This window comes from Kribbella jiaozuonensis, assembly GCF_005233875.1.
GTDB lineage: Bacteria > Actinomycetota > Actinomycetes > Propionibacteriales > Kribbellaceae > Kribbella > Kribbella jiaozuonensis.
Genome location: NZ_SZPZ01000001.1, coordinates 403,449 through 416,236 on the forward strand (window position 1 = coordinate 403,449; position 12,788 = coordinate 416,236).

The following is a 12,788-nucleotide window of genomic DNA, read 5'->3' on the forward strand; positions in this document are numbered from 1 at the left end:
CCATGCGTGGATTGAGTATCGGGCAGGTGGCGGAGCGGACGGGGCTGAGTGTGCACGCCCTCCGGTTCTACGAGCGTGAGGGTCTGCTCGCAGATCCGGTACGGCGTGAGTCGAACGGCCGGCGCGTCTATACCGAGGACGATGTCGAGTGGCTGGACATGTGCATCAAGTTCCGCTCGTCCGGGATGCCGCTCGACACCATCCGCAAGTACACCGATCTGGTCCGCCAGGGCCCCGGCAACGAGCAGGACCGGCTGGCCCTGCTCCGCAGCCATCAGGATCACGTCACGTCCCAGATCCAGGACCTGACCGAGTGCCTGAACGTCATCAGCCACAAGGTCGGCGTCTACGAGGAGCACCTGGAAGCCGGCACGGCCGAGTGCCTGTGGGTCGGCCCGTCCCAGTCAAGCGCTAGCGAGGCATCCTGAGCGCTGACTCCATCGCGGTGAGGGTCGATCGCATGTTCGCCGCCAGCTGATCGAGCCGGCCCTGGATCGCCTCGGCCGCCCGCTCGGGGTTCTCGACCGCGCCAATGCGCATCCCGCTGTTGCCGGGGCCGTGGGTGAACGACTGCCGGACGAGCGTCTTGTCGCCCTGGTCCTGCAGTTCGTACTCCCAGTGTGCGAACGGCACGTCCTCGTCGCCGTACACGTCCCAGCCGAAGCGGTGTGGCGCCTGCATGACGGTGACCGTGCAGGTCACGTAGGTCTCGAATCCATCCTTGAAGCGGTTGCGAGCCTCGAAACGGGCCCCCTCCTCCAGCCAGGCGCCGTAGTAGCACTCGGGGCTCCACTCGCCGTACCTGTCGATCGCGGTGATGCCGGACCACAGCTCTTCGATGTGCAGCTTGATCAGTACCTCGACACCAGTGGTCGAGCCGGTCACTCCGTAGTCATTCATGCCCGGTACGTCGGACGTCCGCCGCCGGGCTCGACATTTACGTGATTCCCGGATTGAGGGGGAGCAATCGAGCGGCGATTGCCTCCGCTGGACCGGGGGCGACCACGGCCAGGGCGTCGGCGGCAGCGGGTCCGCGGAGCATGGCGGATCCGCCGTGGCCGATCGGTACGGCGCCGTGGGCCGTGAGCCGGACCGGGACGAGGCGGGTGCTCGTCGGATGGCACGGGACACCGCCGGGTACGGCGATGTGGGTGAGCTCGGGGAGCCGGACGCCGCGCATGCGGGTGATGGCCGCGACGCCGAGCGTCAGAAACGCGACCAGCGCGGCGAACGGATTACCGGGCAGCCCGAGCACCAGCCGTCCGTCGGCCAACCGAGCCAGCGCTTGAGGATGCCCGGGACGACAGGCCACGCCATCCACAACAAACTCCGCACCGAGCGAGACAAGCGCCGGCCGAAGATGATCCGCCGGCCCAGCAGCCGACGACCCGGAGACGAGAATCAGGTCAGCCTCCGTCTCACCGAGCGCCCTGGTCAGCGCGTCCAACGAGTCCGGCAGATGCAGCACCGAGGCCGGCGGCGCACCGGCCCGCAGTTCCTGGCCAACCGAGCCACCGGCGATCAGCCGCGCGCCCGCGCCCGCGACCTCCGGCGCACCTGCGCCCGCGACCTGCTGCGCGCCCGCGCGCGTGACCTGCTGCGCGCCTGCGTGCGTGACCAGTTGCGCGCCTGCGCGGGTGATCAGGCCCGGGAGCATCGGGCCGATAGCGTCGCGTACCCGGCCCGGGCCGGAGGGGCCGCGGTGGACTAGTTCGTCGCCTGTCACGAGGGCGGCGACGGTCGGCTGTGGGATGACGGTCAGGCGGTTGAGGCCGACGGCTGCGGCCAGCCCGAGCACCGCTGGGTCGACGACCACGCCGGCCGGCAACAGTTGCTCGCCCGGCTGGCACTCCTCACCCGCTCGGCGGATGTGACGACCGTCCTCGGCCGGGCCTTCCAGCCGGTCGCCGTTCACCACCGCATCTTCGGAGCGCACCACAGACGTCGTCCCGCTCGGCACGGCCGCTCCCGTGACGATCCCGGTCGCGTGCCCGTCCGCCAACGTCCCCGGATCCGCAGCCCCGGCCGTCACATGACCGTTCACCCGCCAAGGACCAGCCCCACGTACGGCGTACCCGTCCATCGCAGCCCGATCCACGGGCGGAACTGCCCCCGGCGACACCAACGGCGTACCGAGAACGCATCCGTCCACAGCGTCCAACGGCCGCGAGACCGCCGCGCCCGGGCGGGCTGCCGCGTGGGCCAGCACCCGGGCCGCGTCCCAGGACACGGCATCGGGTCGCGTCCGGAGACCGCGGCCTCCGGACAGCACGTTCCCAGGCCCGTCCTCCACAGGACCACCCTCGCCGACCCGTGCGCGGTTGTCGAAAGGATCCCGCTCGCCGGACCGGGTGGGATACGTCACAGAGCGCCTTGCAGGTTGCGCGCCGCCAACGCCGCCGCAGGGGACAGGTCGGTCGCGCCGGACTCGGCGTACGTGATCAGCGCCTGCTTCATCCGCGGATCCCAGGTCGCCTTCAGGTGGTTGGCGATCATCGTCGCCGCATCCTCGGGGGAGCGATGCGCGAACTGAGCCGCGATCTCGTTCGCCAACCGCACGTACGGCGGCACCCCACCACTCATCGGTTGCCTCCTGCAACGACTGCCTCAAGTACGGCGGCCGATGCCGGGATCAGATCCACCTGCACCGCGGTCACCTTGTACTCGGGGCAGTTCGTGGCCCAGTCCGAGTTGTCGGTCGTGACGACGTTCGCGCCACTGACCGGATGGTGGAACGTCGTGTAGCAGACACCGACCGGCATCCGATCCGAGATCTTCGCCCGCAACTCGGTCCGCCCGACCCGGCTCGACAGCGCGACCAGATCCCCGTCCGTGACGCCACGCACCTCGGCGTCGTGCGGGTGGATCTCCAGCACGTCCTCGGCATGCCACGCGACGTTCGCCGTACGACGGGTCTGCGCGCCCACGTTGTACTGCGAGAGGATCCGCCCGGTCGTCAGGATCAGCGGGAACTTCCGGGTCGACCGCTCCGACGTCGGCACGTACATGGTCTCCATGAATCGACCCTTGCCGCGGGTGAACTCGTCGGAGTGCATGATCGGCGTACCGTCCGGATGCTCGACGTTGCACGGCCACTGGATCGACCCGAGCTCGTCCAGCCTGGCGAACGAGACACCCATGAACGTCGGCGTCGTCAACGCGATCTCGTCCATGATCTGCGCGGTCGAGTCGTAGTGCATCGGGTACCCCATCGCCTGCGCGATCTCGCAGATGATCTCCCACTCCTGCTTGCCGGTCCGTGGCGCCATGATCGGCCGCACCCGGTTGATCCGCCGCTCGGCGTTCGTGAACGTGCCGTCCTTCTCCAGGAACGATGTTCCCGGCAACAAAACGTGCGCGAACTTCGCGGTCTCGTTGACGAAAAGATCCTGTACCACCAGGAGATCCAGTGCACCCAACGCGGCGAACACATGCTGCGTGTTCGGATCCGACTGCGCGATGTCCTCGCCCTGCACGAACAGCGCCTTGAACGATCCGTCGATCGCGGCGTCGAACATGTTCGGGATCCGCAGCCCGGGCTCGTCGAGGATCGGCGTACCCCACAACTTCTCGTAGATGTCGCGGACGTCCTCGTTCGACACGTGCCGGTAGCCGGGCAGCTCGTGCGGGAACGAACCCATGTCACAGGAACCCTGCACGTTGTTCTGACCGCGCATCGGGTTCACGCCGACGCCGGCGCGGCCGATGTTGCCGGTTGCCATCGCGAGGTTGGCCATCCCCATCACCATCGTCGAGCCCTGGCTGTGCTCGGTGACGCCGAGACCGTAGTAGATCGCCGCATTTCCGCCCGTCGCGTAGAGGCGGGCAGCCTCTCGGATCTCGTCAGCCGGTACGCCGCAGGTCTCGGCCAGCGCCTCCGGGCTGTGCTCCGGCCGTGCGATGAACTCCGCCCAGCCGTCGAAGTCCTCGCACCGGCTGTCGACGAAGTCGCGGTCGACCAGGCCTTCGGTCACGACCACGTGCGCGAGCGCGTTGATGATCGCGACGTTCGTCCCGGGCCTGACCTCGAGGTGGTGGGTCGCCTCGACGTGGGGCGAGCGGACCAGGTCGATCCGGCGGGGGTCGATCACGATCAGCTTCGCGCCCTGGCGGATCCGCTGCTTCATCCGCGATCCGAACACCGGGTGCGCGTCGGTCGGGTTCGAACCGATCACGAGAATCACGTCGGCTTCGTCGACCGACCTGAAGTCCTGCGTGCCGGCGGATTCGCCGAAGGTCTGCTTCAGCCCGTACCCCGTCGGCGAGTGGCAGACGCGTGCACACGTGTCGACGTTGTTGTTGCCGAAGACGGCTCGCACCATCTTCTGGACGGCGTACACCTCTTCGTTGGTCGTCCGCGACGACGTGATCGCACCGATCGAGCCCTGGCCGTACTGCGCTTGGATCTCCCGGAGCCGACGCGCGGTGAACGTGATCGCCTCGTCCCAGGAGACGGTCCGCCATTCGTCGGCGATCGTGTCGCGAACCATCGGCTCGAGGACGCGGTCGGGGTGACTCGCGTAGCCGAATGCGAACCTGCCCTTGACGCACGAGTGGCCCTCGTTCGCGCCGCCGTTCTTGTACGGGACCATCCGGACCAGCTCGTCACCGCGCAGTTCGGCCTTGAACGAGCAGCCGACACCGCAGTACGCGCACGTCGTCAGGACGGTCCGTGTCGGCATCCCGAGCTCGACGACCGATTTCTCCTGCAGCGTCGCGGTCGGGCACGCCTGCACGCACGCTCCACACGACACACAATCCGACTCGAAGAACGGCACCCCGGCCCCGGCCGCGACCTTGGAATCAAACCCACGCCCCTCGATCGTCAGCGCCAGAGTTCCTTGTACTTCGTCGCACGCGCGGACGCAGCGGGAACACGCGATGCACTTGGATGCCTCGAAGTCGAAGTACGGGTTGGAGGTGTCGGTCTCCAGTTGCATGTGGTTGGCTCCGGCCTCGACGCCGGATCCGTACCGGACCTCGCGCAGGCCGGTGACGCCGGCCATGTCCTGCAGTTCGCAGTCGCCGTTGGCCGAGCAGGTCAGGCAGTCGAGCGGGTGGTCGGAGATGTACAGCTCCATCACACCGCGGCGCAGTTTGCCGAGTCGCTCGTTCTGGGTGCGGACCTGCATGCCGTCGCGGACCGGCGTCGTACAGGAGGCTGGAGTGCCTTTGACACCGTCGATCTCGACCACGCACAGGCGGCAGGATCCGAAGGCCTCCAAGTTGTCGGTCGCGCACAGCTTCGGTACGTCGATCCCGGCTTCCTTCGCGGCGCGCATCACCGACGTACCCGGTGGGACTGTCACGGCGACGCCGTCGACGGTGACCGCCACGGTCGCCTCGCCGGGTCGCGCGGGGGTGCCGAAGTCAGGCTCTTTGAGCAGCGTCATGCGTTGAAGTCCTCTCCGAAATGGCGGACGGCACTACGTACCGGCATCGGGGTGAGGCCGCCCATCGCGCAGAGCGAGCCGTCGGTCATCAGTTCGCACAGGTCCTCGAGTACGACGAGGTTCTTGGCGCGCTCGGTCCCGGCGACGATGCGGTCGATCGTCTCGACGCCGCGGACCGCCCCGACCCGGCACGGCGTGCATTTGCCGCAGGATTCGGCCGCGCAGAACTCGAACGCGAACCGCGCCATCGCGGCCATGTCCACGGTGTCGTCGAACACCACGATCCCGCCGTGCCCGACCATCGCTCCGGCTTTGGCGAACTCCTCGTAATCCATCGGCAGGCCGAACTGTTCGACCGGGAGGTAGGCGCCGAGCGGACCACCCACTTGAACGGCTCTGGTCGGCCGGCCAGTGGCTGTCCCGCCGCCGAAGTCGTTCACGAGCTCGTCGAGGGTGATGCCGAACGCGGTCTCGACGATCCCGCCGCGGGCGACGTTCCCGCCGAGCTGGAAGACGCTGGTGCCTCGCGATCGGCCCGTGCCGTAGCTCGCATAGGCCTGCGCTCCGTGCGCGAGGATGGTGGGGACTGTTGCCAACGACAACACGTTGTTGACGACGGTCGGCCGGCCGAAGAGCCCTTGTAGCGCAGGGATCGGGGGCTTCGCGCGGACCATGCCGCGCTTGCCTTCCAGGCTCTCGAGCATCGAGGTCTCTTCGCCGCAGATGTACGCACCCGCGCCGACCCGGACATGCAGGTCGAAGCCGAACCCTGAGCCGAGCACGTCCGGCCCCAACCAGCGGTTTGTTTTCGCGAGCTCGATCGCGTCCTTCAGTGTTGCGACGGCGTCCGGGTACTCCGAGCGCAGGTACACGTACCCCTCCGCCGCACCGACCGCGTACGCCGCGATCGCCATCCCCTCGATCAACGTGAACGGATCGCCCTCGATCAGCATCCGATCCGCGAACGTACCGGAGTCCCCTTCGTCCGCGTTGCAACACACGAACTTGAGACCAGCCTCGGCACCGAGCACCGTCCGCCACTTGATCCCGGTCGGAAACCCCGCGCCCCCGCGCCCGCGCAACCCCGAGTCGACGACAACCTCAACCACCTCAGCCGGCGTCATGCTGAGCGCTGCCCGCAGCCCGCTCATCCCACCGTGTACTTCGTAGTCCTCAGCTGACAGCGGATCAACCACTCCCACCCGGGCGAACGTCAACCGCTCCTGCCGTTTCATCCACGGCAGTTCCTCCACCAATCCCAACGACTCCCCGCGCCCGTCGAGCATCCCCGCCGCGATCAACCCGTCGACGTCCTCAGGCATGACCGGCCCGTACCCGATCCGCCCCGCAGTCGTCTCCACCTCGACCAGCGGCTCCAACCACAACATCCCCCGCGACCCGGTCCGAACAACCTCAACACCGCTCGCAGTAATCCGCTCGGCCACTTCATCCGCGCCCACCGAGCGCGCAGCCGAGTCCCGCGGCACGAAAACCCTCATCGCGCCTCCCCAAGCAGCGCGTCCAGCCGAGCCGGTGTAACCCGCCCGTGCAACTTCCCGCCGACCTGCACCGCCGGCCCCAGCGCACAGTTCCCGAAGCAGAACACCTCATCAAGCGTGATCCGCCCGTCGTACGACGTCTCGCCGAACCCGCACCCAACCACCCGCTTGGCATGCTCACCCAGCCCCACCGCACCAACAGCCCGACAGGCCTCCGCCTGACAGATCGCCACGGTCGTCCGCCCAGCCGCCGTACGCCGAAAGTCCTTGTAGAACGTGACAACCCCATGCACCTCGGCCACGGAAAGGTTCAACACCTCCGCAACCACCGCCACATCCGGCTGCCCGACGTACCCGAACTCCTCCTGCACCGCATGCAGAATCGGAATCAACGCCCCGCGCAGCCCCCGCAACTCCGAGGCAATCTCCCGCACCCTCTGAGCCCGAACATCAACCACGACCCCACTAGTCATGTATACAACATTCCGTCGCCACGACCACGGGGTCAAAGCAATGCTGCCTATGACCTAATAGCTACCGGCTATCACCGCCGCTGGTCCGTACACCGCTGCGGGTCGGTCCTCGACGTATGCCCAGTAGCGGTCGCCGTAGGACCAGTGCCACCACTCGGTGGGGTAGTTGATCAAGCCGGCGGAGGTCAGGACGTCGAAGAGGAGGGCGCGGTTGGTGCGGGCCTCGCGGGTGATGTTGGTTGCGGTGAAGAAGCAGGCGCCGTTGCTTTGTTCGGGGGTGGCGTCGATGGGGGTGCCAAGGTCTAGCGGACCGTGGGCGCCTACCAGGGTTAGGTCGACCGCGGCGCCGGCAACGTGGGGTGCGACCTCGATCGGGGAGACGAAGCGGCTGGCCAGGACGTGTACGTCGTGGTCGGAGATGCCGGGACGTAGGCGCTGGAGCTCGGCGCGGTAGTCGTCGTAGATCTGCTGCTGGCTCTCGATCGGGCGCAGGCCTTCGACTACGTGCAACCGGATCCCCGCCGGGAGGAACGTGTCGGCCAGGGCGAGTCGGTCGGCCACGGTCTCGCGAGTGAATTGGCGGCCGGTCGTCGCTATGTCGCGGGTGAACAGGTCGACCAGTGGCTCGCCACTCTCGATCGCGGGGATGCTCGTGATCCGGTCGTCGCTGAGGAGTACGGTCATCCGCGTGCCACCGCCGTACGGATCAGTGTGTCGACAACCTCGGCGTACGACAGCCCGGCCGCGGCCCACATCCGCGGGAACTGGGACGCCGGCGTGAACCCGGGGAACGTGTTGATCTCGTTGACCACTGGCTCACCGTCGTTCGGTACGAAGAAGTCCACCCGGGCAAGCCCCGCACACCCAAGGACCTCGAAGACATCGATCGCCGTACGCCGCAACCGCTCCGCCAGCTCGGGCTCAAGCGGAGCCGGTACGACGAACCGCGTGGCGGCGCTGTCGTACTTCGCGGTCGCATCGAAGAACGGCTGCGCAGGATCGGCATGGATCTCCAACGCGGGCGCCGTCTCGATCCGCCCGTCCGGGAACTCCAGCACCGCCAGGTCGATCTCGCGCCCGACCATCTCCCGCTCGACCAGCACATGCGGATCGAGTACGGCGGCGTCCGCGATCGCCGCCAGCAGCGTCGGGAGATTCGTTGCCCTGGACACCCCAAAGCTCGAGCCGCCGTTGCCCGGCTTCACGAACAGCGGGAAGTCCAGCCCGGCCGCCTTCAGCTTCTGAAGACCTGCCTCCGTGTCGGTCAGCTCGGCCCCGCGAAGCGTCACACCCGGCGTGACGGGGATGCCGTGCGCTCTGAGAACTGCCTTGGTCAGGTGTTTGTCCAGACCGACAGCGCTGGCCGCGATCCCGCTACCGACGTACGGAACCTGAAGCTGTTCGAGGAATCCCTGCAGCCGACCATCCTCGCCGCCTTCACCGTGTAGCGCCGGGACGGTGACGTCGCACGCCTGCAGGATCTCGATCGCCTCGTGCTGCCCGTCGATCCAGTTGCCCTCAGCATCGATCACGAGAGGGATCGCCATATGGCCGAGGAGCTCGACCGCCTTCAGGATCCCCTTGCCGCTGGCAAGCGAAACCTGATGCTCCGGGCTCGCCCCACCCATCACCACCGCGACCTTCATCGGTTGCCCACCTCGTAACGCCGAGGCACCCGCGATCCGATGCCGCAGTAGATCTCGTGCGGGATCGTGCCCGCCCAGTCGGCCCAATCGGACGCGGTCGGCTCACCGGCCGATCCGTCGCCGAAGATCGTCACCGGCTCGCCCGGTTCGACCGCGACCTCACCGGCATCCACGACGAACTGGTCCATCGCGATCCGCCCGATCACCGGCATCCGTACGCCGTGGCACAACACGCTCGCCTGCCGTACGGCGACCCGCGGGATCCCGTCGGCGTACCCGATCGGGACCAGCCCGATCGTCGTGTCCCGATCCGCCACGAAGTCATGCCCGTACGAAACCCCTTCGCCCGCGCGGATCCGGCGTACCTGGGCCAGCTTGCTCACCAGCCGCATCACAGGCCGCAGCCCGAGTCCCACCTCGTCGATCCCGTACAGACCGGCGCCGATCCGAACCAAGTTGCAGTCCGGCGCGTCCAGCGTGATCGCACCGGCCGAGTTGGCCAGGTGTACGACGCTGGGCCGCAGCCCGGCGCGGCGAGCGAGACCCACCCCTGTCCGCAGGAGTTGCAACTGCCGCGTGCTCTGCACGGCGTCGGCGGAGTCGCCGTGCGAGAGATGCGACCAGATCCCGCGGACCGTGACGGCGCCGAGCGCCTCGTAGTGCGCCGCCGTTCGGGTGAGTTCGATCCACTGGTCAGGTGCACTGCCGGCCCGGTGCAGACCGGTGTCCAGCTTGAGGTGCACGTAGTGGACGGATGGGATGGACGCGACCCGCTGCAGCTCGGCGACGGTCGAGACGCTGACGTCCACGTCCATATCGCCGAGCAGCATCAGCTCGGCGGCGTCGTACAGCCAGGTCAGGATCGGTACGGTCAGCCCGGCCGCGCGCAGCTGCAACGCCTCGTCGGCGCGCGCGACGCCGAGCCAGGTCGCCCCGGCCTCGACCGCCGCTCGGGCCACCGGTACGGCGCCGTGCCCGAAGGCGTCGGCCTTGACCACGGCCAGGACGCCCTGCGGTACGCGCTGCCGGAAGGCCCGGACGTTGTCGCGGATGGCGGACAGGTCGACGACGGCTTCGGACAATCCGGTGATCCCACGTGTCGCCGGGCGGTGGCGGGACTGAACCAGGTACATGCGAGTCATTGTTGTTTCCGGCAACGATCCGCTTCATCGGATCGCGGACGGATGTGTGCGACCGCTGCCTACGACCCTGGTATGACCCACCTCATCCACATGAATGAACTACCGACGGTCACCAGGGATACTGGTCAGGTGGAAGCCACCGATCACCTGAAGGCGTCGCTGTCCGCGGCGATCGCGCTGGCGAACACCTTCGGAGCCGACCCGCGCCAGGGCCGCCCGGCGGCGACACCCGACGCCGAGGCTGTCCGCGCCGCGCTCCGCCTGACGACCAACCGCGTCCCCGAGATCGACGTCGCCTCGTATGAGTCGGGCGCCAAGATCCTGTACGACGCCCTGCGCCGCCTGCCCGATGTCGACGGTGCTGTCGACCTGGTGAACGGGCTGCTGCGGGAGACCAAGGCAGCGCCGCAACTCGTCCGCCGCGACGGCGCGCCCTGGCACCTGCACTTCGGCAGCCCGGACGAAGCCGCTGGCTGGCTGGCCGAACTCGCTACCGCCGTCGCGATGCTCCTCGGCAGCGACGAGGTCGAGCGTCTGCGCCGCTGCGAGGCGACCCGTTGTGAAGACGTGTTCCTCGACTCGACCCGCAACCGCACGCAGCGGTTCTGCTCAACGGCCTGTCAGAACCGCACCAAGGTCGCCGCTCACCGCGCGCGCATCTCCTGACGCCGTCACCATGGTTGCCTCGGGCAACCAGCCGAGCTTCCGGTACAGGTGGAGCCCGTCGGTGGTCGCCATCAGCAAACCCGTGCTCGCACCGCGCTCGATCGCGCACCGGCTCAGCGCGCCCATGACGATGCTGCCGAGCCCGCGTCGCCGGTACGCCGGGTCGGTCTGGATGTCGTGCATCACGGCGTCGTCCCCGACGATCGCGACCATGCCATGCGCCGCAACCGTGCCGTCGATCATCACTCGCGCGTAGTTGAGCGGTCCGTCCGACTCGAGCTCCGCGGTCGCCAGCGGATGCTCCCGCAGGTTGATCGACATCAGCGTCTTCTGCTCCTCGAACGGCTGCGCGCCGGCCTCGGTGAGTCGACGCGCAATCTCGTCACCGGTTTGGGTGGTAACAGTCAGCCAGGTATCCGCGGCCAGCCCAGCGGCAAGCCTGTCCACGATCCCCGGGGCGTCGCTGCGCGCGAACAACTCCCGCTCCCGTCCGGGCAGGCGCAGTACGGCGGCATAGGCGTCGTCGTACTCGATCACCGGCTCCAGCCCGCGGCACAGCCGCCAGCCCTCCAACCATCGCCTCACGATGTCCATGATCGCAAGTGTAACTGTTTATCGTGGATTAGTCAGTTACGTTGTTCCGAGAACGAAGGTCTGGATCGCGACGACCGCGGCACCGCGAGCCCACTCGCTGAAGTCGGCCGGCTGGAGGACCATCGGCAGTTCCGCGGCGGACGGATGCCGGTCCGCATGCAGCGCGGCGAGCAGGTCGTCGTGCGCGACCTCGGCCAGGCGGACGCCCTCGCCGCCGAGGACGACGAGTTCGGGCATGGTGAAGTTCGCCGCCGCCGCGATCAGCTTGCCGAGGGCGCGACCGGCCCGACTGATGATCTCGCGCGCCGCGGGATCACCCTTGGCGGCGAGATCGAGCGCCTCGTCGTACCCGACCGGCCGGCCGATCGCCGTACCGACCTGATCGGTGATGGCGCCGACGGTCAGGAGACTCAGCGCGCAGCCGTGGTGACCGCGTTCGCAGGTCGGGCCGTCGGGCAGGAGCGGGTGGTGGCCGATCAGGCCGATGGTCACGTCGGGGCTGTCGACGACCTGGTTGTGGATGACGAGCCCGTACCCGACGCCGGCGCCGATCGTGATCAGTACGAATCGGTCGGAGTTGCGGCCCGCGCCGAACCAGTGGGTGGCCTCGGTCAGCGAGGTCAGGTCGTTCGCGAGCACGACCGGGACGCTGGTCTGCGCGGCGAGGATCTCGCCGAAGGGTACGTCGACCCAGTTCAGGTACGGGCTCCAGCGGACCTCGGATCCGTCCGCCGCCACGCGCCCGCCGAGCGAGACGCCGAGCCCGGTGATCGCCGTACTGCCCGGTACCTGGACTGCCAATTCGTCGAGGATCTCGAGGACGAGGTCGGCCACCACGGAGGGGGTCGGGTCGGTGAGCGGGTGTTCGACGCTGGCGATCACGTCCGCCCGCAGAGTCGTCAGCACGCCGATCGCCGAGTCGCCGGTGAGCTTGATGCCGACGAAGTGGTGTGCGTTGGCGTCCAGGTCGAGCGGTTGCGACGGGCGTCCGACCCTGGCGTCGGTCGGGCCGCCCTCGACCTCGACGAGCAGGCCCGACTCGACCATCGGCTTCGTCAGGCGGGTCAGGCTGCCGGGGGACAGGCCGACGCGGCGGGACAGCTCGGCGCGCGACAACGGCCCGTCCAGCAGGATCTCCAACGCCACCTGCCGTGACGGGCCGACCAACGGCTGCCAGGCACCCACTGCGTCAGGGTAGCCGGAGGATCAGCCGCGCGAGTTGGTGGCGCGAGGGGTGAGGACGCCGGGACGTGACCCGGTCCGCGGTTCTGGCCGCACAAATCCCGGCGTCAAGCTCACCCAATGACAGACAGATGTCCACAACCCCTCGAATCGAGTGAACACCGTGGAGGCGCAGTACCCAACTCTCATCGCA

The 12,788-nt window shown here is 68.3% G+C and carries 13 protein-coding genes; 2 read left to right on the forward strand and 11 right to left on the reverse strand.

The genetic code is table 11. From position 1 onward, the window contains the following. Window positions 1–2: 2 nt before the first annotated feature. Window positions 3–428 carry a MerR family transcriptional regulator gene (locus FDA38_RS01920; protein WP_137252336.1) on the forward strand — a complete coding sequence of 142 codons (426 nt, stop codon included), beginning with the start codon at window positions 3–5 and terminating at the stop codon, window positions 426–428. Here FDA38_RS01920 and FDA38_RS01925 read toward each other — a convergent pair. From FDA38_RS01925 to alr, 9 genes are read right to left on the reverse strand one after another with little or no spacing between them, the layout of a single operon-like run. Then, window positions 412–900: an SRPBCC family protein gene (locus tag FDA38_RS01925; protein WP_137252337.1), complete on the reverse strand. Its 489-nt coding sequence runs from the start codon at window positions 898–900 to the stop codon at window positions 412–414. The two genes, FDA38_RS01920 and FDA38_RS01925, sit on opposite strands and share 17 nt — an antisense overlap. A 37-nt stretch (window positions 901–937) precedes the next feature. Then, window positions 938–2,365 carry a molybdopterin molybdotransferase MoeA gene (locus FDA38_RS01930; RefSeq protein ID WP_202877522.1) on the reverse strand — a complete coding sequence of 476 codons (1,428 nt, stop codon included), beginning with the start codon at window positions 2,363–2,365 and terminating at the stop codon, window positions 938–940. After that, on the reverse strand, window positions 2,362–2,583 hold the full coding sequence (locus tag FDA38_RS01935) for a formate dehydrogenase subunit delta (protein WP_137252338.1): 222 nt from the start codon (window positions 2,581–2,583) through the stop codon (window positions 2,362–2,364). The genes FDA38_RS01930 and FDA38_RS01935 overlap by 4 nt, the downstream gene beginning before the upstream one ends. Beyond that, complete coding sequence (gene fdhF / locus FDA38_RS01940; protein ID WP_137252339.1) at window positions 2,580–5,393, reverse strand: formate dehydrogenase subunit alpha; 2,814 nt, start codon at window positions 5,391–5,393, stop codon at window positions 2,580–2,582. Before fdhF ends, FDA38_RS01935 begins: the two co-directional genes overlap by 4 nt. Further along, window positions 5,390–6,892 carry a formate dehydrogenase beta subunit gene (locus FDA38_RS01945; protein WP_137252340.1) on the reverse strand — a complete coding sequence of 501 codons (1,503 nt, stop codon included), beginning with the start codon at window positions 6,890–6,892 and terminating at the stop codon, window positions 5,390–5,392. Before FDA38_RS01945 ends, fdhF begins: the two co-directional genes overlap by 4 nt. Further along, window positions 6,889–7,365, reverse strand: a complete 477-nt coding sequence (locus tag FDA38_RS01950) for an NAD(P)H-dependent oxidoreductase subunit E (RefSeq protein WP_170989556.1) — start codon at window positions 7,363–7,365, stop codon at window positions 6,889–6,891. Before FDA38_RS01950 ends, FDA38_RS01945 begins: the two co-directional genes overlap by 4 nt. A 54-nt stretch (window positions 7,366–7,419) precedes the next feature. Further along, complete coding sequence (locus tag FDA38_RS01955; protein ID WP_137252341.1) at window positions 7,420–8,049, reverse strand: M15 family metallopeptidase; 630 nt, start codon at window positions 8,047–8,049, stop codon at window positions 7,420–7,422. Then, the gene (locus tag FDA38_RS01960) at window positions 8,046–9,011 is read right to left on the reverse strand and encodes a D-alanine--D-alanine ligase family protein (RefSeq protein ID WP_137252342.1); all 966 of its coding nucleotides are present in this window, start codon (window positions 9,009–9,011) and stop codon (window positions 8,046–8,048) included. Before FDA38_RS01960 ends, FDA38_RS01955 begins: the two co-directional genes overlap by 4 nt. After that, complete coding sequence (alr, locus tag FDA38_RS01965) at window positions 9,008–10,144, reverse strand: alanine racemase (RefSeq protein ID WP_137252343.1); 1,137 nt, start codon at window positions 10,142–10,144, stop codon at window positions 9,008–9,010. Before alr ends, FDA38_RS01960 begins: the two co-directional genes overlap by 4 nt. 138 nt (window positions 10,145–10,282) lie before the next feature. On the opposite strand from alr, the gene FDA38_RS01970 reads away from it, so the two are divergent. After that, window positions 10,283–10,819: a CGNR zinc finger domain-containing protein gene (locus FDA38_RS01970; protein ID WP_170989557.1), complete on the forward strand. Its 537-nt coding sequence runs from the start codon at window positions 10,283–10,285 to the stop codon at window positions 10,817–10,819. On the opposite strand, the gene FDA38_RS01975 is transcribed toward FDA38_RS01970, so the two are convergent. Together FDA38_RS01975 and FDA38_RS01980 are read right to left on the reverse strand one after the other, a co-directional pair. After that, window positions 10,763–11,413: a GNAT family N-acetyltransferase gene (locus FDA38_RS01975; protein WP_137252345.1), complete on the reverse strand. Its 651-nt coding sequence runs from the start codon at window positions 11,411–11,413 to the stop codon at window positions 10,763–10,765. The genes FDA38_RS01970 and FDA38_RS01975 overlap by 57 nt on opposite strands. Before the next feature lie 36 nt (window positions 11,414–11,449). Further along, window positions 11,450–12,598: an ROK family transcriptional regulator gene (locus FDA38_RS01980; protein WP_137252346.1), complete on the reverse strand. Its 1,149-nt coding sequence runs from the start codon at window positions 12,596–12,598 to the stop codon at window positions 11,450–11,452. Window positions 12,599–12,788: the final 190 nt, after the last annotated feature.

What these genes read in the sequence shown, in the direction of transcription:
- FDA38_RS01920 (WP_137252336.1), top strand. Translation starts at nt 3, where the DNA reads ATGCGTGGATTGAGTATCGGGCAGGTGGCGGAGCGGACGGGGCTGAGT.
- FDA38_RS01925 (WP_137252337.1), bottom strand. Translation starts at nt 900, where the DNA reads ATGAATGACTACGGAGTGACCGGCTCGACCACTGGTGTCGAGGTACTG.
- FDA38_RS01935 (WP_137252338.1), bottom strand. Translation starts at nt 2,583, where the DNA reads ATGAGTGGTGGGGTGCCGCCGTACGTGCGGTTGGCGAACGAGATCGCG.
- fdhF (WP_137252339.1), bottom strand. Translation starts at nt 5,393, where the DNA reads ATGACGCTGCTCAAAGAGCCTGACTTCGGCACCCCCGCGCGACCCGGC.
- FDA38_RS01945 (WP_137252340.1), bottom strand. Translation starts at nt 6,892, where the DNA reads ATGAGGGTTTTCGTGCCGCGGGACTCGGCTGCGCGCTCGGTGGGCGCG.
- FDA38_RS01950 (WP_170989556.1), bottom strand. Translation starts at nt 7,365, where the DNA reads ATGACTAGTGGGGTCGTGGTTGATGTTCGGGCTCAGAGGGTGCGGGAG.
- FDA38_RS01955 (WP_137252341.1), bottom strand. Translation starts at nt 8,049, where the DNA reads ATGACCGTACTCCTCAGCGACGACCGGATCACGAGCATCCCCGCGATC.
- FDA38_RS01960 (WP_137252342.1), bottom strand. Translation starts at nt 9,011, where the DNA reads ATGAAGGTCGCGGTGGTGATGGGTGGGGCGAGCCCGGAGCATCAGGTT.
- alr (WP_137252343.1), bottom strand. Translation starts at nt 10,144, where the DNA reads ATGTACCTGGTTCAGTCCCGCCACCGCCCGGCGACACGTGGGATCACC.
- FDA38_RS01975 (WP_137252345.1), bottom strand. Translation starts at nt 11,413, where the DNA reads ATGGACATCGTGAGGCGATGGTTGGAGGGCTGGCGGCTGTGCCGCGGG.